This is a genomic window from Streptomyces sp. NPDC028305 (assembly GCF_055569495.1).
In genome coordinates, this window is record NZ_JBVHTN010000001.1 from 56,116 (window position 1) to 76,476 (window position 20,361).

The 20,361-nt window shown below is 73.3% G+C and carries 15 protein-coding genes and 1 riboswitch; of the genes, 7 read left to right on the forward strand and 8 right to left on the reverse strand.

Going from position 1 to position 20,361, the window contains the following annotated elements:
* Positions 1-51 precede the first annotated feature (51 nt).
* Complete coding sequence (locus ACZ4WQ_RS00270) at positions 52-855, forward strand: SURF1 family cytochrome oxidase biogenesis protein (RefSeq protein WP_311725017.1); 804 nt, start codon at positions 52-54, stop codon at positions 853-855.
* A gap of 66 nt (positions 856-921) precedes the next feature.
* Entirely contained in the window at positions 922-1,677 is a 756-nt protein-coding gene (locus ACZ4WQ_RS00275; protein WP_311725016.1) for an SDR family oxidoreductase, read from the forward strand.
* Positions 1,678-1,701: 24 nt separating this feature from the next.
* On the opposite strand, the gene ACZ4WQ_RS00280 is transcribed toward ACZ4WQ_RS00275, so the two are convergent.
* A complete protein-coding gene (locus ACZ4WQ_RS00280) occupies positions 1,702-2,172 on the reverse strand; it encodes a response regulator (RefSeq protein ID WP_311725015.1) in 471 nt (156 codons plus the stop codon).
* A complete protein-coding gene (locus ACZ4WQ_RS00285) occupies positions 2,169-6,404 on the reverse strand; it encodes a HAMP domain-containing protein (RefSeq protein ID WP_398370408.1) in 4,236 nt (1,411 codons plus the stop codon). The genes ACZ4WQ_RS00280 and ACZ4WQ_RS00285 overlap by 4 nt, the downstream gene beginning before the upstream one ends.
* Before the next feature lie 93 nt (positions 6,405-6,497).
* Between ACZ4WQ_RS00285 and ACZ4WQ_RS00290 the strand changes: the two genes are divergently transcribed.
* Complete coding sequence (locus ACZ4WQ_RS00290; RefSeq protein ID WP_311725012.1) at positions 6,498-8,303, forward strand: SpoIIE family protein phosphatase; 1,806 nt, start codon at positions 6,498-6,500, stop codon at positions 8,301-8,303.
* A gap of 33 nt (positions 8,304-8,336) precedes the next feature.
* On the opposite strand, the gene ACZ4WQ_RS00295 is transcribed toward ACZ4WQ_RS00290, so the two are convergent.
* From ACZ4WQ_RS00295 to ACZ4WQ_RS00320, 6 genes are all read right to left on the reverse strand, one after another.
* Positions 8,337-9,116, reverse strand: a complete 780-nt coding sequence (locus ACZ4WQ_RS00295) for an enoyl-CoA hydratase/isomerase family protein (protein WP_358848485.1) — start codon at positions 9,114-9,116, stop codon at positions 8,337-8,339.
* A 117-nt stretch (positions 9,117-9,233) separates the two neighbouring features.
* Positions 9,234-9,458, reverse strand: a complete 225-nt coding sequence (locus tag ACZ4WQ_RS00300) for a helix-turn-helix domain-containing protein (protein ID WP_179285460.1) — start codon at positions 9,456-9,458, stop codon at positions 9,234-9,236.
* 407 nt (positions 9,459-9,865) lie between these two features.
* Positions 9,866-11,464 (reverse strand): ribosomal protection-like ABC-F family protein, encoded by a 1,599-nt coding sequence (gene abc-f, locus ACZ4WQ_RS00305; RefSeq protein WP_468021876.1) that lies wholly within the window; start codon positions 11,462-11,464, stop codon positions 9,866-9,868.
* A 202-nt stretch (positions 11,465-11,666) separates the two neighbouring features.
* Positions 11,667-13,130, reverse strand: coding sequence for a hypothetical protein (locus ACZ4WQ_RS00310; protein ID WP_385346524.1), 1,464 nt, complete (start codon positions 13,128-13,130; stop codon positions 11,667-11,669).
* Positions 13,131-13,238: 108 nt separating this feature from the next.
* Entirely contained in the window at positions 13,239-14,378 is a 1,140-nt protein-coding gene (locus ACZ4WQ_RS00315) for an alpha/beta hydrolase (protein ID WP_468021877.1), read from the reverse strand.
* A 177-nt stretch (positions 14,379-14,555) separates the two neighbouring features.
* Complete coding sequence (locus tag ACZ4WQ_RS00320; protein ID WP_358848501.1) at positions 14,556-15,191, reverse strand: class II aldolase/adducin family protein; 636 nt, start codon at positions 15,189-15,191, stop codon at positions 14,556-14,558.
* Between the two features lie 417 nt (positions 15,192-15,608).
* Here ACZ4WQ_RS00320 and ACZ4WQ_RS00325 point away from each other — a divergent pair, with 417 nt between their 5' ends.
* The 4 genes from ACZ4WQ_RS00325 to ACZ4WQ_RS00340 all read left to right on the forward strand — a co-directional run bounded on the left by ACZ4WQ_RS00325 (position 15,609) and on the right by ACZ4WQ_RS00340 (position 20,301).
* Entirely contained in the window at positions 15,609-16,880 is a 1,272-nt protein-coding gene (locus tag ACZ4WQ_RS00325) for an inorganic phosphate transporter (protein WP_311725007.1), read from the forward strand.
* 12 nt (positions 16,881-16,892) lie between these two features.
* Positions 16,893-17,147: a hypothetical protein gene (locus ACZ4WQ_RS00330; protein ID WP_311725005.1), complete on the forward strand. Its 255-nt coding sequence runs from the start codon at positions 16,893-16,895 to the stop codon at positions 17,145-17,147.
* A 204-nt stretch (positions 17,148-17,351) separates the two neighbouring features.
* A riboswitch (cobalamin riboswitch) is annotated at positions 17,352-17,486 on the forward strand.
* A gap of 143 nt (positions 17,487-17,629) precedes the next feature.
* Positions 17,630-18,712: a cobalamin biosynthesis protein gene (locus ACZ4WQ_RS00335; protein WP_468021878.1), complete on the forward strand. Its 1,083-nt coding sequence runs from the start codon at positions 17,630-17,632 to the stop codon at positions 18,710-18,712.
* A complete protein-coding gene (locus ACZ4WQ_RS00340) occupies positions 18,709-20,301 on the forward strand; it encodes a cobyric acid synthase (protein ID WP_468021879.1) in 1,593 nt (530 codons plus the stop codon). The genes ACZ4WQ_RS00335 and ACZ4WQ_RS00340 overlap by 4 nt, the downstream gene beginning before the upstream one ends.
* The last annotated feature ends 60 nt before the right edge of the window (positions 20,302-20,361 follow it).

Below are 20,361 nucleotides of genomic sequence, written 5' to 3' on the forward strand. Positions count from 1 at the left end.
CCGGTGCCCCCAGCGGCCGGGGGGCGATCCACGGCGAGTACTGTCGAGGACGTGTACCGCTTCCTGTTGTCCCGGCAGTGGGTGATCCTCACTCTCGTGGGGCTCGTCCTGATCCCGGTCATGATCCGACTGGGCTTCTGGCAGTTCCACCGGCATGAGCACCGGGTCGCACAGAACCAGCTGATCGCCGACAACCTGGACGCGCGGGCCGTCCCCGTGGACCGGCTCACCGGGCCCGGACACACCGTCGCCTACGACGACATGTGGCGCACCGTGACCGCCAAGGGCCGGTACGACTCCCGGCACGAGGTGGTCGTGCGCCAGCGGACCGCCTCCGACGAGCAGTCCATCGGCTACTACGTGCTCACCCCGCTCGTCATGGACGACGGCCGGGCCGTCGTGGTCAACCGCGGCTGGATCGCGGCGGGCAACGACCTCACCCGCTTCCCCAAGGTGCCCGCCGCCCCCTCCGGCGAGGTCACCGTCACCGGCCGCCTCAAGCGCGACGAGACGACCGGGAACAGCGGCATCAAGGACAAGCAGGGGCTGCCCGACCGCCAGGTCATGCTGATCAACAGCGGGCAGCTGGCGAAGTCCCTGTCCCAGCCCGTCCTCGGCGGCTATGTCGAGCTGACCAAGTCCTCCCCGAAGGGCAGCGGCCAGCCCGAGGGGGTCCCGGAGCCGGACCACAGCGGCATCGGCCCGCATATGGCGTATGCGATCCAGTGGTGGCTGTTCTCGGCCGGCGTGCCCATCGGCTGGGTGATCCTGGTCCGCCGCGAACTGCGCGACCGGGCGGCCGCGCGGGCCGCCGAGTCCCGGTCCGAGCCCGAGCCCGAGCCCGCCGTGGTCTGACCGGTCACGGCCGGCCCGGCGCGGGCCGCCCTTACGTCGCCGGGGGCACCACGGCAGACTGGCCCCATGGATCTTGGACTCAAAGACCGGGTGTACATCCTCACCGGAGCCAGCCGCGGGCTGGGCCTCGCGGCCGCCCGTGAGCTGGTCGCCGACGGTGCGAAGGTCGTGATCACCGGTCGCGACGAGAAAGCGACGGCGGAGATCGCCGCCGAGCTGGGCCCGAACGCCCTCGGCGTCGCCGCGGACAACGCCGACCCGGCCACGGCCGAGCGCCTGATCGCCACGGCCCGCGACCGCTTCGGCGGCTTCGACGGCGTCCTCATCAGCGTCGGCGGTCCCCCGGCTGGCCTGACGGCGAACATCACCGACGCCCAGTGGCAGGCGGCCTTCGACTCCGTCTTCCTCGGCGCGGTCCGCATGGCCCGCACCGCCTCCGCCGAACTGCCGTCCGGGGGCGTGATCGGCTTCGTCCTCTCCGGCTCCGTGTACGAGCCGATCCCCGGCCTGACCGTCTCCAACGGGCTGCGGCCGGGCCTGGCGGGCTTCGCGAAGTCCCTCGCCTCGGAGGTCGGCCCGCAGGGCATCCGGGTCGTCGGCCTGCTGCCGGCGCGGATCGACACCGACCGGGTCCGCGAGCTGGACGGGCTGTCCGGCGACGCGGACGCGGCCCGGGCGCACAACAGCGAGCAGATCCCGCTGCGGCGCTACGGCACCCCGGAGGAGTTCGGCCGGGCGGCGGCGTTCCTCCTCTCGCCCGCGGCGTCGTATCTGACCGGCATCATGCTCCCGGTGGACGGCGGCGCCCTGCACGGCTTCTGAGCGACGCGGCGGGGCCGGGGCCGCCTAACCGCCCCGGTCCCCGCGCAGGCTCCGGACCGTGCGCTCCAGTTCGGCGACGCGGTCGGCGAGGCGGCGGTTCTTGCGGTGCAGGTCCAGGAACACATTGACCTTGGTGCGCAGCAGCCAGGGGTCGAAGGGCTTGGTCACGAAGTCGGCGGCGCCGATCGCGTATCCCCGGTAGGCGTAGTCGGAGTCCGCGTCGTCCCCGGTCAGCAGGATGATCGGGACGTCTTTGGTCTGGTCGAGGCGCTTGATGTTGGCGGCCGTCTCGAAGCCGTCCATGCCCGGCATCAGGACGTCGAGCAGGACGGCGGCGAAGTCCTGCCGCAGCATGGCCTTCAGCGCCTCCTCCCCGGAGTGGGCGCGGACCAGCCGCAGATCGAGCGGGCCGAGGACGGCTTCCAGCGCGATCAGGTTCTCTTCCATGTCGTCGACGATCAGAATCGCCGTCTTCTCGGACGCGACGCCGCTCATCTCTCCCCCCGTTCCGGTGGCCCGCTGCCCTCGCCCTCGCCCCCGCCCCCGGCCCCGGCACGGGCCGCGGCGGCAGTGGTCCCGCCGGGCGGGCCGTTCTGCGGATCCAGCAGCTCGCAGACGGCCGACAACAGCCGGTCGACGTCCACGGGCTTGGGGACGTAGTCGTTGGCGCCGCTGTCGATGGCCTTCTCCCGGTCGCCCGGCATGGCCTTGGCGGTGAGGGCGATGATCGGCAGATCGGCGAGCCGGGGGGTGCCGCGGATGGCCCGGATCGTCTCGTAGCCGTCCATCTCCGGCATCATCACGTCCATCAGGACCAGGGAGACATCGGGGCTGCTGTGCAGGACCTCCAGGCCCTCGCGGCCGTTCTCCGCGTATTTCACGGTCATGCCGACCCGGCCCAGCACATGGGTCAGCGCGAAGACGTTGCGGATGTCGTCGTCGACGATGAGGATGCGCCGCCCGTTCAGCACGCGGCGGGGGCGGCCGGCCTGCCACTCGCTGAGCCGGGTGGTCTCCGGCCAGCTCTCGTCGCGGCCGTCGCCGCCGGTCGGGAGCGCGGTGCCGGTCAGGGTGCTGTCGTCGCCGAACACCCCGCTGGGCGCGTGGTCGGCGACGTCCGGCAGCTGCTCGTCCGGCGCGGGGAGCGCGGCCGGGACGGTGGAGCCGGTGGCCCGGGGGTCGGACGGGTCGGGCGCCGGGACGATTCCGGCGTAGTGCGACGGGACGTAGAGGGTGAACCGGGAGCCGACGTCGACCTCGCTCTCGGCGACGATCCGGCCGCCCAGCATGCCGGCGATCTCCCGGCTGATGGACAGGCCGAGTCCGGTGCCGCCGTACTTGCGGCTGGTGGTGCCGTCGGACTGCTGGAACGCCTCGAAGATCACGGACAGCTTCTCGGGCGGGATGCCGATGCCGGTGTCGGTGACGGAGAAGGCCACGACGGCGTCCGCGGTCCGCAGCGTCTCCTCCCTGAACCTCGCCGCGGGCGCCCGCTCGACGCGCAGCTTCACCCCTCCCGAGGAGGTGAACTTCAGGGCGTTGGAGAGCAGGTTGCGCAGGATCTGCTGGACCCGCTGCTCGTCGGAGAACATCTCGCGCGGCACGTCCTCGCCGACCGTGATCTCGAAGGACAGGCCCCGGTCGGTGGCCAGCGGACGGAAGGTGGCGTTGACGTAGTCCAGCAGCTTGACCAGCGGCAGCTTCCTGGGGCGCACGTCCATCCGGCCCGCCTCGATCTTCGACAGATCGAGGATGTCGTTGATCAGCTGGAGCAGGTCGGAGCCGGAGCGGTGGATGGTGGCGGCGAACTGCTCCTCCTGGGCCGACAGCCGTCCGTCGGGGTTGTCGGCCAGCAGCCGGGCCAGGATGAGCAGCGAGTTGAGCGGGGTGCGCAGCTCGTGCGACATGTTGGCCAGGAACTCGGACTTGTACTGCGAGGCGGTGGCCAGCAGCGCGGCCTTCTCCTCCAGCTCCGCGTTGGAGCGCTGGAGCTCGTTGGAGCGCTGGCGCAGCTCGGTGGTGAGCCGCTGGGACTCCGACAGCAGGGACTCGGTGCGGGCGTTGGCGATGATGGTGTTGATCGAGACGCCGATGGTGTTGACGAACTGGTCGATGAAGGCCAGATGGACCTCGCTGAAGCGGCTGAAGGAGGCCAGCTCGATCACTCCGAGCATCTGGTCCTCGTACCGGATCGGCAGGATGACGACGCTGGCGGGGAGCGCGGAGCCGAGCCCGGAGTCGATGCTGATGAAGTTCGGCGGCACATCGGTGATCAGGATGCGCTTCTTCTCGATGGCCGCCTGGGCGATCAGCCCGCGGCCCGCCGACCCGCTCTGCGGCAGCGGTCCCTTCTCCGGGTTGACGCCGTATCCGGCGATGAACTGGAGGCCCTCGCCCGGCTTGGCCCCGGGCTCGGTGAGGAAGAAGGCCCCGAACTGGGCGTTGACCAGCGGGGTGAGCTCGCGCAGGATCAGGTCGGCGACGTCGACCAGATCGCGGTGGCCCTGCATCAGGGAGGCGATGCGGGCGAGGTTGGACTCCAGCCAGTCCTTGGCGCGGGTGGTCTCGCGCAGGTTGGTCACCATGAGGTTGACGTTGTGCTTGAGCTCGGCGACCTCGCCCTGCGCCTCGACCGACACGGAGCCGGTCATGTCGCCCTGGGCGACGGCGGAGGCGACCTCGGCGATGGCCCGCACCTGGGTGGTCAGGTTCAGGGCGAGCTCGTTGACGTTGGTGGTCAGCCGCTTCCAGGTGCCGTAGACCGCCTCGACACGGGCCTGGCCGCCCAGCCGGCCCTCGCTGCCGACCTCGCGGGCGACCCGGGTGACCTCGGAGGAGAACGAGGAGAGGGTGTCGACCATCGTGTTGATGGTGGTCTTCAGCTCCAGGATCTCCCCGCGCGCGTCCACGTCGATCTTCTTGGACAGATCGCCCTGGGCGACGGCGGTGGCGACCTGGGCGATGTTGCGGACCTGCGAGGTCAGGTTGGACGCCATGAAGTTGACGTTGTCGGTGAGGTCCTTCCACACGCCGGAGACGCCCGGCACCTGAGCCCGCCCGCCGAGCTGGCCCTCGGTGCCCACCTCGCGGGCGACCCGGGTGACCTCGTCGGCGAACGCCCGCAACTGCTCGACCATGGTGTTCACGGTGTCCTTCAGCTCCAGGATCTCGCCCCGGGCGTCCACCGTGATCTTCTTCGACAGGTCGCCGTTGGCGACCGCCGTGGTCACCTGGGCGATGTTGCGGACCTGCGAGGTCAGGTTCAGCGCCATGAAGTTGACGTTCTCGGTGAGCTCTTTCCAGACCCCCGAGACGCCGCGGACCTGGGCCTGGCCGCCCAGGTTGCCCTCGGTGCCCACCTCGCGGGCCACCCGGGTCACCTCGTCCGCGAACGCGGAGAGCCGGTCCACCATCGTGTTGATCGTCGACTTCAGCTCCAGGATCTCGCCCTTGGCCTCCACCGTGATCGTCTTGCCCAGGTCTCCCTCGGCCACGGCGGTGGCGACCTGGGCGATGTTGCGGACCTGGGAGGTCAGGTTGTCCGCCATGAAGTTGACGTTCTCGGTGAGGTCCCTCCAGACTCCCGAGACCCCGCGGACCTGGGCCCGGCCGCCCAGCTCCCCCTCGGTGCCCACCTCACGGGCCACCCGCGTGACCTCGTCCGCGAACGCCGACAGCTGATCGACCATCGTGTTCACGGTCAGCTTCAGCCGAAGGATCTCGCCCCGGGCGTCCACGGTGATCTTCTGCGAGAGGTCGCCGTTGGCCACCGCCGTGGTCACCTGGGCGATGTTGCGCACCTGGGAGGTGAGGTTGGACGCCATGAAGTTGACGTTGTCCGTCAGGTCCTTCCACACCCCCGAGACCCCCCGGACCTGGGCCCGGCCGCCCAGCTCCCCCTCGGTGCCCACCTCACGGGCCACCCGGGTCACCTCGTCCGCGAACGCCGACAGCTGATCGACCATCGTGTTCACGGTCAGCTTCAGCTCCAGCAGCTCCCCGGTGGCCTCGACGGTCACCTGCCGGGTGAGGTCGCCGCGGGCGACCGCCGTGGTCACCGCGGCGATGTCCCGCACCTGGGCCGTCAGCCGGGACGCCATGGCGTTGACGGCCTCGGTGACCTCGCGCCAGTCGCCGGACAGCCCCTGGACCTTGGCCCGGACGCCGAGCCGGCCCTCGGTGCCGACCTCGCGGGCGACGCGGGTGAGCTCGCCGGTGAACAGCGACAGCTGGTCCACCGTGCGGTTGACGCCACGCCCGAGCCGACGCAGATCGCCGCGCAGCTGGCGGTTGCCGTCGTGCAGGTCCACGCGCTTGGTCAGATCGCCGGAGGCGACCGCGTCCAGCACCTGGGTGGCGTTGGAGACCGGGCCGACGAGCGCGTCGAGCAGCTGATTCGCCGCGTCCACGCTCGTCGTCCAGGCCCCTTGGCCGGGGCTGGCCGTGATCCGCTCGTCGAGTCTGCCCTGCCGGACCACCTCGCGGCGGACCCGTTCGAGCTCCGACGCCAGATGGGCGTTCCGGGCCACGAGTTGATTGAACGCTCCGGCCATCTCGCCGAGCGTGCCTTCCTCCGAGCCGTTGGCGCGTACGGAGAGGTCCCCGTCGCACAACGCCTGCATCGCGCCCAGCAGGGATCGCAGCCCTGCGGCGCTCACCCGCTCCTCGCCCGGCGCGAAGCCGGGGGGTTCGGGTCGGATGTCCACGGGAGTCGGGTCATTTGCCATGACATCGTCTCTTAAAGATCGATTCGCACACCTGTGCCTGTCATAATATGGCACCTACATGACCTAATTGTCCCAAATTGCCAGGAGCAGCTGGTGGGAGCCTTGCTTCCTCTTTCGCGGGAGTCCGTCTCGCGGACCACGCTGCCCGGAACCGTCGGGGCGCCGGCCGCGGCGCGCGCCTTCGTGCGCACCACGCTCACCGGGCCGGGAGCGGCGGCGGCCCTGGGGCCGCGCCCCCTCCGCGACCGGCTGACCGAGGACGCGGTGCTGCTGGTGAGCGAGCTGGTCACCAACGCCGTGCTGCACGCGGGCACCGAGATCGAGGTCATCTGCCGGCTCCAGGCCGGGCACCCGGGCGTCGTCGTCGAGGTGACGGACCTGCACCCGGCCAGCGCGGTGTACGGCGGCCAGGACACCGGGCGCCGCGGCCGCGGCCTCCAGCTGATGGGCGCGCTCGCCGACTCCTGGGGCGTGACCTACCACCGCACCCGCAAGGCGGTGTGGTTCCGGCTGGACGCGGCGCAGGAGGAGCTGGGGCCCGCCGCCGTCCCGGCCGACACGGTGGGCGGCGAGGTGCGCTTCGCCAAGGCCCTCGCCCCGGCCGCGCCCGCGCGGCAGCGCGACAGCTCCGGCGGATGGGTGGACCGCGGCGGGCCCTCGTTCCTCGCGGAGGCCAGCGAACTGCTCGCCGGACAGCTCGACGAGAACATGGTCGCCGCCCTCGCCGGTCAGCTCCTGGTGCCCCGGCTCGCCGACTGGTGCGCGGTGTGGCTGAGCACCGAGGGCGAGCGGCTGCGGCTCTGCCGCGTCTGGCACAGCGACGAGCGCCGGAACGACTCGCTCCGGCTGTCCCTGGAGAACCATCCGCCGCCGACCGGCCTCGACCCCTCGGGCACCCCCTGGCCCTGGCCCGAGCCCGCGGACAGCCGTGGCGCGGGCGGGGCCGCGCTGGCGTTCCCGCTGCTGGCCCAGGGCCGCAGCCATGGCGTGCTGCTGCTGGGCCGCGCGGGCGTGCCACAGCTGACCGAGGGCGTGGCCCGGCTGTCGGGCGACGTGTCCCGGCGGGTGGCCCAGGCTGTGGCCACCGCCCGCCGGTACACCCGGCAGGCGACCATCAGCCGGGCGCTCCAGCGCCGGCAGCTGCCCACCTCCCTCGCCCATATCCCGGGCGTCGAGACGGCGATCGTCTACGAGCCGCACGGCGAGGGCCAGACCGTCGGCGGCGACTTCTACGATCTGTTCCCGATGGGCGGCCGCCGCTGGTGCTTCCTGCTCGGCGACGTCTGCGGCAGCGACCCGGAGGCGATGTCGGTGACCGGCCTGGCCCGCCATCTGGTCCGGCTGCTGGCCCGCGAGGGCCACGGCGTCGAGTCGGTCCTCGGCCGGCTGAACCAGGCGCTGGTGGAGGAGGGCGCGGAAGCCGTGGCGGTCGGCGGCGAGCAGGCCAGGCCGCGCTTTCTGAGCCTGCTGTACGGGGAGCTGGAGCCGGACCCGGCCACCGGGAGCGCACACTGCACGCTGGCCAGCGCCGGTCATCCGCTGCCGCTGCGGCTGACCGGCGACGGCTCAGTGGTCGCCGCGGGCAGCTCCCAGATGCTGCTGGGCATCGACGAGAGCGCCGAGTTCCACGCCGACACCTTCGACCTGGAGCTCGGCGAGACACTGCTGTGCGTGACCGACGGCGTGACCGAGCGGCGCAGCGGCAACCGGCAGCTGGACGACGACGACGGCCTCGCCGACATCCTGCGGGGGTGCGCGGGCCTGGGCGCCAAGGCGGTGGCGGAACGGGTCCGCCGCGCCGCCCATGACTTCGGCCCCGAGCCGATCGACGACGACCTCGCGGTGCTGGTGCTCGAGGCGGTGCCGGTGCAGCGGCTCGGCCTGGCGGCCCGGCTCTGAGGGGCTCAGCCGGCCCGGACACCCGGCCGGGGCTTACTCGCCCAGGCCCGCCAGGTCGCGCAGCCGACGGGCCTGGGCGGCCCGCTCGGCGGCGCGCTGGTCCTCGTACGTCCGCTCCCCCGCCCCGCGCAGCAGCGCCTTGGTCTCGATCACGGCGTCACGGTCCGCGGCGAGCAGCGCCGCGGCCAGGTCCCGGACCGCGGCGTCCAGCTCCGCGGCGGGCACGACCAGATTGGCCAGGCCGGTGCGCTCGGCCTCCTCGGCGTGGACGAAGCGCCCGGTCAGACAGATCTCCAGCGCCCGGGCGTAGCCCACGAGGGAGACCAGCGGATGGGTGCCGGTGAGGTCGGGGACCAGCCCGAGGCTGGTCTCGCGCATCGCGAACTGCGCGTCGTCCGCGCAGACGCGCAGATCACAGGCGAGGGCCAGCTGAAAGCCCGCGCCGATGGCATGGCCCTGGACGGCGGCGACGGAGACGAGGTCGGGCCGCCGCCACCAGGTGAACGCCTCCTGATACCCGGCGATGGCCGCGTCCAGCTCCGCGTCGGAGCCGCGGGCCAGCTCAAAGAACGACGGCTCGCCGTCGAACCCCTCGGGCGTGAACGCCTGCCGGTCGAGCCCCGCGGAGAAGGACTTGCCCTCGGCGCGCAGCACCACGACCCGCACGCTGCCCGGCAGCGCCCGCCCGGCCTCGGCCAGCGCCCGCCAGGTCGCGGGCGACTGGGCGTTGCGCTTGCCGGGGTTGGTCAGGGTCACCGTGGCGATCGCTTCGTCAACGGTGAGGTGAACGCCGTCCTTGTCCAGCAGGGTCACGGAAGCCTCCGGTGGGTGCGGTCACATGACTAAGTGACTGCACAGTAACCACCCGGCCGACGGTCCGATCAACCGGGTGGCACCGCTCACACCTACCGGTACGACGCACACGGGCCGTCAGGCCGTTGTTGCGGCCTTCTTGCCCCGCGTCGCTCCACCGCGACCACGCAGGGCCACGCCCGACTCACTGAGCATCCGGTGGACGAATCCGTAGGAACGGCCGGTCTCTTCGGCCAGCGCCCGGATGCTCGCACCGGAGTCGTACTTCTTTTTCAGGTCTGCCGCGAGCTTTTCGCGCGCGGCGCCGGTCACCCGGCTGCCCTTCTTCAGAGTCTCGGCCACCCGTGCCTCCTCATGGGAAGTGCGCTCTGGACTCTCATGATCACCCCTAGGCGGCTTCCTGGCCACCCATTCGGCAAGGTCGATAGCGGAAGGATTCCCTGAATTCATGGGGTGATCGCCGCCGGAATTAGAGATTCCGCAGGCAGCCGCGCCCTTCAGCGGTCCACATCGTGGACGAATCACCAGGTCAGGCCGTGGGTGGGCGTAATCGCGACAGCGCGCGCCGGCGCACGGCACGCCTCACGCGCCGGTCGGCGGTGACGCGCCGTGGTACCAGCCGTTCTCACTCAGATGAAGGATCACGCCTAGGCCGAATGATCTATGGCGAATGATCTCCGGTGATCCCCCGTGCCCGCCCGTGACCTCCGGCGAACTCCGGTGAACCCCGGTGACCGCTCGGAAGCCGGTCAGGCGAGCGCGACCAGGTCCGCGTAGTCCTCGCCCCACAGGTCCTCCACGCCGTCGGGCAGCAGGATGATCCGCTCCGGCTGGAGCGCGTCGACCGCGCCCTCGTCGTGGGTCACCAGCACCACCGCGCCCGTGAAGGTGCGCAGCGCGCCCAGGATCTCCTGACGGCTGGCCGGGTCGAGGTTGTTGGTGGGCTCGTCGAGCAGCAGGACGTTGGCCGAGGAGACCACCAGCGTGGCCAGCGCCAGCCGGGTCTTCTCGCCGCCGGACAGCACGCCCGCCGGCTTGTCGACGTCGTCACCGGAGAAGAGGAAGGACCCCAGCGTCTTGCGGATGTCCACCAGATCCAGGTCGGGGGCGGCCGAGCGCATGTTCTCCAGGACCGTGCGGTCCGGGTCGAGCGTCTCGTGCTCCTGCGCGTAGTAGCCGAGCTTCAGGCCGTGTCCGGGGGTGACCTGGCCGGTGTCCGGCTTCTCGACCCCGGCCAGCAGCCGCAGCAGGGTCGTCTTGCCCGCGCCGTTGAGCCCCAGGATGACCACCCGCGAGCCCCGGTCCACGGCCAGGCCGACATCGGTGAAGATCTCCAGCGAGCCGTACGACTTGGACAGCCCCTCGGCGGCCAGCGGCGTCTTGCCGCACGGGGCGGGGTCCGGGAAGCGCAGCTTGGCCACCTTGTCGGACTGCCGCACCGCCTCGAGGCCGGAGAGCAGCTTCTCGGCGCGGCGGGCCATGTTCTGCGCGGCCACCGTCTTGGTGGCCTTGGCGCGCATCTTGTCCGCCTGGGAGTTCAGCGCCGCGGCCTTCTTCTCGGCGTTGGCCCGCTCCCGCTTGCGGCGCTTCTCGTCGGCCTCGCGCTGGGCCTGGTAGAGCTTCCAGCCCATGTTGTAGACGTCGATCACCGAGCGGTTGGCGTCCAGGTAGAAGACCTTGTTGACGACCGTCTCGACCAGGTCCACGTCGTGGGAGATGACGATGAAGCCGCCGCGGTAGGTCTTCAGGTAGTCCCGCAGCCAGATGATGGAGTCGGCGTCGAGGTGGTTGGTCGGCTCGTCCAGGAGCAGGACGTCGGAGTCCGAGAAGAGGATGCGGGCCAGCTCGACCCGGCGGCGCTGACCGCCGGAGAGCGTATGCAGCGGCTGGCCGAGCACGCGGTCCGGCAGCCCGAGGCTGGCGGCGATGGTCGCGGCCTCCGCCTCGGCGGCGTAACCGCCCTTGGTGAGGAACTCGGTCTCCAGCCGCTCGTACTTTTTCATCGCGCGCTCGCGGGTGGCGCCCTTGCCGTTCGCCATCCGGTCCTCGTTCTCGCGCATCTTGCGCAGCACCGAGTCCAGCTCGCGGGCGGACAGGATGCGGTCGCGCGCCAGGACGTCGAGGTCGCCGGTGCGCGGGTCCTGGGGCAGATAGCCGACCTCGCCGGAGCGGGTGATGGTGCCGGCGGCCGGGATGCCCTCACCGGCCAGGCACTTGGTGAGGGTGGTCTTGCCCGCGCCGTTACGGCCGACGAGGCCGATGCGGTCGCCCTTGGCGACGCGGAAGGAGGCGGACTCGATGAGGATACGGGCGCCGGCGCGCAACTCGATGCCAGAGGCGGTGATCACGGGAATTACTCCAGGGCAGGGGGACGGCTGGACGGACGGGCGAAAGCGGCCGACGCCGTCTAATGCACGAGGAGAATTGCCATGCGGATTAGTTTAGCGGTGCCCGCAAGCGATTTTTCCCGGCCTGTCCACCACGCGGACCGCCCCGACCGCCCCGCCTATGTGTTCGCCGCCCACACCCCTCGGGCGCCGCCCGGCCTCCTCAGGCGCCGCCCGTGTGCACCTGGAAGGCCGCGCGGCGCACCGCCTTGGCGAGGGCCGGGTCGGGGTGGGCGGCGGCCAGCGCGACCAGGACGTGCACGGTGCGGGGGTGGCCCACGGCCCGTACCTCCTCGAGCAGCGCCGGGACCGTGCCCTGCACGGCGGACTCCAGATGGCGCACCAGCATCGGGCTCTCGCCGTGGTCGGCGACGGCGGCGGCCGTGTCCACCCACAGCCAGGTGGCCTCCTCACGGGTGAGCACGTCCATCGCGTCCTCCGGGTCGGCCCCCTCGTGCTCGGCCAGCCACAGCAGCGCGTACGGGCGCAGCGCGGACTCGTCGACCACGGCCCGCACGGTGGGCTCGGCGGGCGCCCCGACCACGCGCAGCGCCTCGAAGGCCAGCCCGCGCAGCAGCGCGTCGTCGCCGCGCGCGGCCTCGATGAGCTCGGTCACGGCGCTGCCGACGGGGCGGGCGGCGAGCCACGCCCGGTACTCGGCGCGGGCCGGGCCGGGGGTCAGGCCCGCGCAGCCGCGCAGCATGTCGGCGGCGGGCTGCTCGATGTTCCCGGCGGGGCTCTGGGCGGCGACGCAGATCTGCTCCAGCTTGAGCCACACCGCCCAGTTGCCGAGCGCGCTGAGCACGGCCTCGCGCTCGTCGGCCCCGTCCCTCCGGACCGCCTCGTCCGCGGCCTCCTGGGGGCCGTCGAGCACCTCGAGTGCGCCCACGGAGGCGAGTGCGTCCAGGGCCCAGTCGAGCAGCGTCTCCAGGTCGGGGGCGCCCGGCGCCGCGGCGAGCGCGGTGTCCTCGGGTCCTGAGGCGGGCGGGGCGTCGTCCGGGCCGGGGGCGGGCGCGGGGCCGTACGGCACCTCGCACCGCTCGGTGCGCAGCTCGGCGACGCGCTGCCTGAGCATGTCCAGGAGCGTCGCGACCTGCACCGGACCGGCCGACAGCTGAAGCAGGGACAGCAGCTGCGGCAGCGCCTCGACGACCTCGGCGACGGCCGTGGGCTCGGCCGTGAGCGGGGCCGGGCGGGCCAGGGACCAGGCGTCGAGCAGCGCGACCCAGCCGCGCAGCACCGCGCTGTCGTCGCTGTCCCAGGCGCGCAGCCGCCAGCCGGGGCGGGCGATGCCGCCGTGCAGCTCGATCAGGCCGACCAGACGGGCCCGGTCCCAGTCCGCCCGGACCTGTTCGGGTGGGACTCCCAGCGCGGCGGCCGCCTCGGCGACCGCCTCGGCGGAGAGCACGCCCGGGGCGCCGTGCCGGCTCGCGGCCCAGCGGGAGATCAGGACGGCCCCGGCGAGTCCCGTTCGGGCCTGCCGGGCCAGCTCCGTGGGCGGCGGAGTGCCCTCGGGCGGGCGGGGCGCCGGTCGGGAGCCTCGGTTCGGCACGGCCCGGCGGGCCGTGGCCATCGGCCGCTGGCGGACGAGTCGGAGCCGGGAGTCGCGCGGAGTACGGGACGTCACGGGAGCAGTCTCGCCCGTGACGGCCCGAAAGCCCAATCGGCACCCGTACGGCGGTTGCCGCCGCAGGTCGTGGCGGTCCGGCCGAGCCCGCCGAAAAACGGCCGCGCCTCACATCAGCGGCATCAGGAAGCGGCCCAGCATCTCCTCGTACCTCTCGGGGTCCGCGTTCCACATCGCGGCGTGCGGGGCTTGGCGGACCGGGTGAAGGGTGACCAGTTCCGAGTGGCGCCGCGCGAGTTCGCGCGAGGCGGACCAGGGGGCGATGGCGTCGTCGGGGCCGTGCATGACCAGCGTCGGCACCTTCAGCCGGTCCAGGTCGTCGGTCACGGCCGCGCCCGTCCCGGGCTGCCCGTCGTACGGCCCGGCCCGCCCCTCGGCGGCCCTGATCGCGAGCGGCAGCAGCGCGGAGGGGATGCGCCGGGCCGAGGCGAGCGCCCGCAGCGTGGCGTGCCGGTCGAGCACCGGCGAGTCCAGGACGAGCCCGCCGATCCGGTCCCGCAGCGCGGAGTTCACGGCGACGCGCAGGGCCATGGTGGCGCCGATGGACCAGCCGTACAGAATGATCCGCTCCGCGCCGTAGCGCACCGCGTAGCGGATGGCGGCGTCCAGGTCGCGCCACTCGGTGTCGCCGAGGTGTCCGATGCCGTCCTCGGGGCGGGGGGCGCCCGGGTCGCCGCGGTAGGTGATGTCGAGCACGGGGAACCGCCGCCGGTGCAGAAACGGCATGAGCGCCATGGGGTGCTCGCGGGTGGTGCCGAGGCCGTGCACGGTGATCACCCAGGACAGCCGGTCGCCGGGGACGAACCAGGCGGGCAGCGCGCCGAGTTCGCCGGGCACGTCGACGTCGGCGTGGTCGAGCCCGAGCGCGTCTTGCGGATTGCCGATGTACACCTGCGGGGTGAACCGCACCCGGGTGCCGGGGGCCAGGGTGCCGTGGGTCACCCGCTCCAGGCGGCGGACCACGCAGTCCGCGGGGTGCGGGGCGTCCTCGACGACGGGCCCGACGACGGCGTGGCAGCCGGCGCCGGCGAGGCCGTACGTGCCGGGGCGCAGCGAGGCGAGGCTGCGGGTGAGGGTGATCCGGCCGGCGTCGGTGGAGTGCACGGTGAGCGGCGGGTCGTGCGGCAGGGGCCGGTCGGGGCGTGGCTTGAGGGCAGCGTCGCTGGCGTACCGCCCGGCCGCCACCGCGGCCGCGCCGACACTGAGCATCGTGGTGGCGGCCACAACCGCCTTCGTCCGCTGGCGCATCCCTACCCAGTGTGGGCGGAGAGGGCGCCGCGGGCCAGCGGGCGTGCCCGGCCGGGTGATCGGCATGCCTGTCCGGGGGGCCGGGACCTGCGATGTCGTGCGGTGCGCGGTGAGCCTGCCCGCTTCCGGGACGCGACCGGGCCCGGCGGCCGCGCCCTGGCTGCCCGGGCCCGGGACTCAGCGGGTCTGGCCGTAACCGCGGAGCTTGTCCGCGGCGCGGCGCAGTTCGTCGGGCGGCAGGAGGGTCGGGGTGCGGCCGGGGACGGCGGCCGCGGTGAGCCAGACCCGGCACATCCACTCCAGCTGGGCGGTCCGGTCGTACGCCTGGTCCAGCGTGGCGCCGTGGACGACGGTGCCGTGGTTGCGCAGCAGACAGCCACTGCGGTCGCGGAGCGCGTCGAGCATCTTCCGGGCCAACTCGTCCGTGCCGTAGAGGGCATAGCCCGCGACGCGCACCGGGCCACCGAGCGCGCCGGTCATGTAGTGGATCGCCGGAACCTCGTCGACCAGGGTGGAGACCGCCGTGGCGTGCACCGCGTGGGTGTGGACGACGGCCGCGGCGTCGGTGTGGCGGTAGACCGCGAGGTGCATGGGCAGCTCGCTGGTGGGGGCCAGCTCGCCGAGCACCTGACGCCCCTCCAGGTCGACGCCGACCGCGTCGCCCGGGCCGAGCCGGTCGTACGGGACGCCGCTCGGGGTCACCAGCACGGTGTCGCCGACCCGGGCCGAGACATTGCCGGAGGTGCCGACGACCAGGCCGTCGGCGACCGTCCTGCGGGCCGTCTCCACCACCCGCTCCCAGGCCTCCGCCAAGTCCCGCTGGTCCCGGGCCTCCCCTGGGTCCGGTCGCTCCCCGGGCCCCGTCGGCCGTGCGGTCTCCGGCTCCGTCACGATGCCTCACCTCCGGGCGCCGATCATGGCAGGCGAGGCATCCTGTACGCATCAGGGAGGGGCCGGGGGATCATCGGCGCCGCCTTCGCGCAGGCGCGTCACCCCTGAGCCCACCTCAGTTCACCTCCCGTTCACCCCATGTCCTTACGGTCGTGGTGCATGCTTCGGCTGTCGCACTGATTGCCCGGGTGTGCACCCCTTCCCCTCCCCTGGGAGGGGATTTCTGACGTGGCTGCCTCGGTGGCCTCACGACGGCCAAGATGCACCACGGAATGTAGCCATCCTGCGACGCTCCGTGTCACGAAGTTCGGGGATCGCATTCCCCCACGAAGGAGTTCGATGGAACACATCACGCTTCTCATTGGGATCGTGATCGTCACGGCATTGGTGTTCGACTTCACGAACGGCTTCCACGACACGGCCAACGCCATGGCCACCACCATCTCCACGGGAGCTCTCAGCCCCCGGATCGCGGTCGCGATGTCGGCGGCCCTCAATCTCGTCGGCGCGTTCCTCTCCGTGGAGGTCGCCAAGACGATCTCCGGAGGGATCATCGACGAGGGCGCGGGGATCCAGCCCGAAGTGATCTTCGCGGGTCTGGTCGGCGCGATCGTCTGGAACCTGCTGACCTGGCTGGCCGGGCTGCCCTCCAGCTCCTCGCACGCCCTCTTCGGCGGCCTCATCGGCGCCACCCTGGTCTCCGTCGGCATGGACGGGGTCAACAGCGACAAGATCGTCATGAAGGTCCTGATCCCCGCCGTGGCCGCGCCGGTCGTGGCCGGCGTCGCCGCCCTGGTCGCGACCCGGCTCACCTACCGGCTGGCCCGCGACCGCGACCCCCAGGACACCGCGAAGGGCTACCGCGCCGGGCAGATCGCCTCGGCCGCGCTGGTCTCCCTCGCCCACGGCACCAACGACGCCCAGAAGACCATGGGTGTGATCACCCTGGCGCTGATCACGGGCGGCGTGATCGTCCCCGACTCCGACCCGCCGCTGTGGGTCATCGTCGCCGCGGGGCTGGCCATCGCGCTCGGTACGTACCTGGGCGGCTGGCGCATCATCCGCACCATGGGCAAGGGCATCACCGACATCCAGCCGCCGCAGGGCTTCGCCGCCCAGACCGGCGCCGCGACCGTCATCCTCGCCTCCTCCCACATCGGCTTCGCCCTCTCCACCACCCAGGTCTGCTCCGGCGCCGTGATGGGCGCGGGCGTCGGCCGCAAGGGCGGTGTGGTGCGCTGGTCCACCGCGGGCCGCATGGTCCTCGCCTGGGTGCTCACCCTGCCCGCCGCGGGCCTCGTCGCGGGCGGCGCGGCGCTGCTGGCGGACCAGGGCGACTGGGGCGTCACGACGGTCGCCGTGCTCGCGGTCGCCGCCTGCGCCGCGATCTGGGCGGCCTCGCGCCGCAAGCCCGTCGACCACACCAACGTCAACGACAGCACCGATGCCGGGGCGGCGCCGGCCGAGCCGGTGGGCGTCGTCACCGCCGCCCTCCAGTCCGTGGCCCCGCCGCCCGCCGGGCCGGTGGCCCCCGCCCCCGTCTCCTCCCCCGCCTCCTCCCCCTCCGCCACCCCGGCCGGCGCCTCCGCCGCCACCGGCAGCACCAGCTAAGGAAGTAACGCGATGAGCATCGACTGGGCGGCTCTCGGCCAGGTCTTCGGCGTCAGCCTCGTGGTGACCGTCGGCTTCGTGGGCGTCTTCACCCTCGGCATCCTCGGCGCCTCCCGCAAGCCCCAGCAGGCCGAGGCGGGCCAGGACACCGCCGCGGCCCCGGCGGGCGCCGGCGCCGGCATCGGCCCGGCGCGCGCCGCCGCGTACGCCTGCTTCGCGCTGTGCGCGGCGACGGTGGCGTACGGCATCAATCTGATCGTGGCCTGACGGCCTGAACCCGCACGGCTCGGCCGTGTTCCCGCAGTAGCCACGGCCGCCGGGCCGGGCCGCGCCGACCAGCGCGGACCCGCCCGGCGGCCGTGGCGTGCGTGGCGCGTGTGGGCCTCGGCACACTCGCGCATCCCGGGGCATTCGCGAGTTGACGGCCATTCGCCGCCCATGGTGGACTTCCGGAGCCAAACGGCGGCAGGAGAGGAAGCCGGTGAGAATCCGGCGCGGTCCCGCCACTGTCACCGGGGAGCGCTCTCCCATCGCACGCACAAGTCACGGTCTCCGTACGGAGGCTGGAAGACCGGGAGAAGCGCGGATCCGGGAGCCAGGAGACTCTCACCGCCGGTCACGTCGAACCAGGGCGCGGACCCTGAGTGAGGACATACCGCCATGCCCGGCACCGCCATGCCGCCGACGCCGACCCGCCCGCGGCCCGAACTCCACGCCCCGACGCGCCGAGGCACGACGGCGGACTGACGATGGGTGCCGATCACGCCTCGTACGCGTGCGGCGCCGCCCTCGGCTTCCTCGGCGACCTCGCCACGGGCGATCCGCGCCGCGGCCACCCCGTGGCCGCGTTCGGGCGCGCCGCCCTGGCCGTCGAGCGGCTGCTGTGGCGCGACCACCGCGGATCCGGGGCCCTGTACGCCGCGCTGTGCGCGGGCGGCGCGGCCGCGGGGGCCGCGCTTTCGGTGCGCGCCGTACGGGCTTTGGGCAACGACTCCTCGGGGGTCCCCTCCCGCGCCGCGCACACCGTACTGACCGCCGCCGCCACCTGGGCCGTGCTCGGCGGGACCACGCTGGGCCGGGAGGCGCGGGCCGTCGGCGGCGCGCTGGCCGCCGGGGACCTGGACGCCGCCCGGCGGCGGCTGCCGCACCTGTGCGGCCGCGACCCGCAGGCGCTGGACGAGCGGCAGATCGCGCGCGCGGTCGTCGAGTCGGTCGCCGAGAACACCTCGGACGCCGTCGTGGGCGCGCTGGTGTGGGGGGCCGTCGGCGGGGTGCCCGGCCTGGTCGGCTTCCGGGCCGTCAACACCCTGGACGCGATGGTCGGCCACAAGTCGTCGCGCTACCGGCGGTTCGGCTGGGCCGCGGCCCGGCTGGACGACCTCGCCGGCTGGCCCGGCGCACGGCTCACCGCGACGCTGGCCACCCTGGCCGGGCCCGACCCGCGCGGCGCGCGGCGCGCCTGGCTCCGCGACGGCCACCGTCATCCGAGCCCCAACGCGGGCCCCGTGGAGGCCGCGTTCGCGGGCGCGCTCGGCGTACGGCTGGGCGGCACTCTCGCGTACGGCGGCCGCGTTGAGCACCGGCCGGTGCTCAACCCCGGCGGGCGGGCGGTGAAGGCCGCCGACATCGAGCGCGCGGTACGGCTGTCGCGGCGCGTCGGCGCCCTGGCGCTCGGCGTGTCCGTCGGGGCCCGGCTGGCGGTGGGGGCGGCGCTGGGGCCGTCCCGTGCCCCACATGGCGCGCTCGCCCGCTGGGCACGGTCCTTGCGGGCGGACGGACCCGGACCGGGCAGGACGGCGCGGCCCGCGGCCGCGGGGAGGGATGGCATATGAGCGGCATACCCAGCAGGGGCGGCGGCGGCCTGCTCGTCGCGGGCACCACTTCGGACGCGGGCAAGAGCGTCGTCACGGCCGGGATCTGCCGATGGCTCAGCCGTAAGGGCGTCAGCGTCGCGCCGTTCAAGGCGCAGAACATGTCGCTCAACTCCTTCGTGACCCGCGACGGCGCGGAGATCGGCCGCGCCCAGGCCATGCAGGCCGCGGCGGCGCGCGTCGAGCCGAGCGCGCTGATGAACCCGGTGCTCCTCAAGCCGGGCAGCGACCGCAGCAGCCAGGTGGTGCTGCTGGGCAGGCCGGTGGGCGAGCTGAGCGCGCGCGGGTATTTCGGGGGGTCTGGGGGGGCGTCCCCCGGGGAAAAGCAGCACTCAGGGCGCCAGGAGACGCTGCTGGGCACCGTCACCGAGTGCCTGGCCGAGCTGCGGCGCACACACGACGCGGTGATCTGCGAGGGCGCGGGCAGCCCCGCCGAAATCAACCTGCGCCGCACCGACATCGTCAACCTGGGTCTCGCCCGGGCCGCCCGGCTGCCGGTCGTCGTGGTCGGGGACATCGACCGCGGCGGCGTCTTCGCGTCGTTCTTCGGCACGACCGCGCTGCTCTCCGAGGCCGACCAGCGGCTCGTCGCGGGCTATCTGGTGAACAAGTTCCGCGGCGATGTGACCCTGCTGGAGCCGGGCCTGGAGATGCTGCGCGGCCTGACCGGCCGCCCGACCATGGGCGTGCTGCCGTACGCGCACGGGCTCGGCATCGACGAGGAGGACGGCCTGCGTGTCTCGCTGCGCGGGACGGTGCGCGAGAGCGTCGTCGCGCCGCCGCACGGCGCGGACATCCTGCGGGTCGCGGTCGCCGCGGTGCCGCTCATGTCGAACTTCACGGACGTGGACGCGCTGGCCGCGGAGCCGGGCGTGGTCGTGCGGTTCGTGGACCGGCCGGAGGAGCTGACCGACGCCGACCTGGTGGTGCTGCCCGGCACCCGCGGGACCGTACGGGCCCTGGAGTGGCTGCGCGAGCGCGGGCTGGCGGCGGCGATCGCGCGGCGGGCCGCCGAGGGCCGCCCGGTGCTGGGCATCTGCGGCGGCTTCCAGATGCTCGGCGAGCGCATCGAGGACGAGGTCGAGTCGCGGGCCGGGACGGTCGAGGGGCTGGGGCTGCTGCCCGTACGGGTGCGGTTCGCGGTGCACAAGACCCTGGCGCGGCCGGTCGGCGAGGCGCTCGGCGAGCGGGTGGAGGGCTACGAGATCCACCACGGGGTCGCCGAGTTGCTGGACGGCGCGGACGAGCCCTTCCTGGACGGCTGCCGGGTGGGCTCGGTGTGGGGCACGCACTGGCACGGCTCGCTGGAGAGCGACGGCTTCCGGCGCGCCTTCCTGCGACGGGTCGCGGACGCGGCGGGCCGGGCGTTCGTCCCGGCGCCCGACACCTGCTTCGGGGAGCTGCGCGAGGAACAGCTGGACCGCCTCGGCGACCTGATCGAGGAACACGCGGACACGGACGCGCTGCTGCGGCTCATCGAGAACGGCGTCCCGGAGGGACTGCCGTTCGTCCCACCGGGCGCCCCACCGTTCCCGCAGGAGCCCCGGTGACCCCCACAACGGCCACCAAGCCCCCCAACGGACGCACCGCCCCCGCCGCCGCGGGCCCGG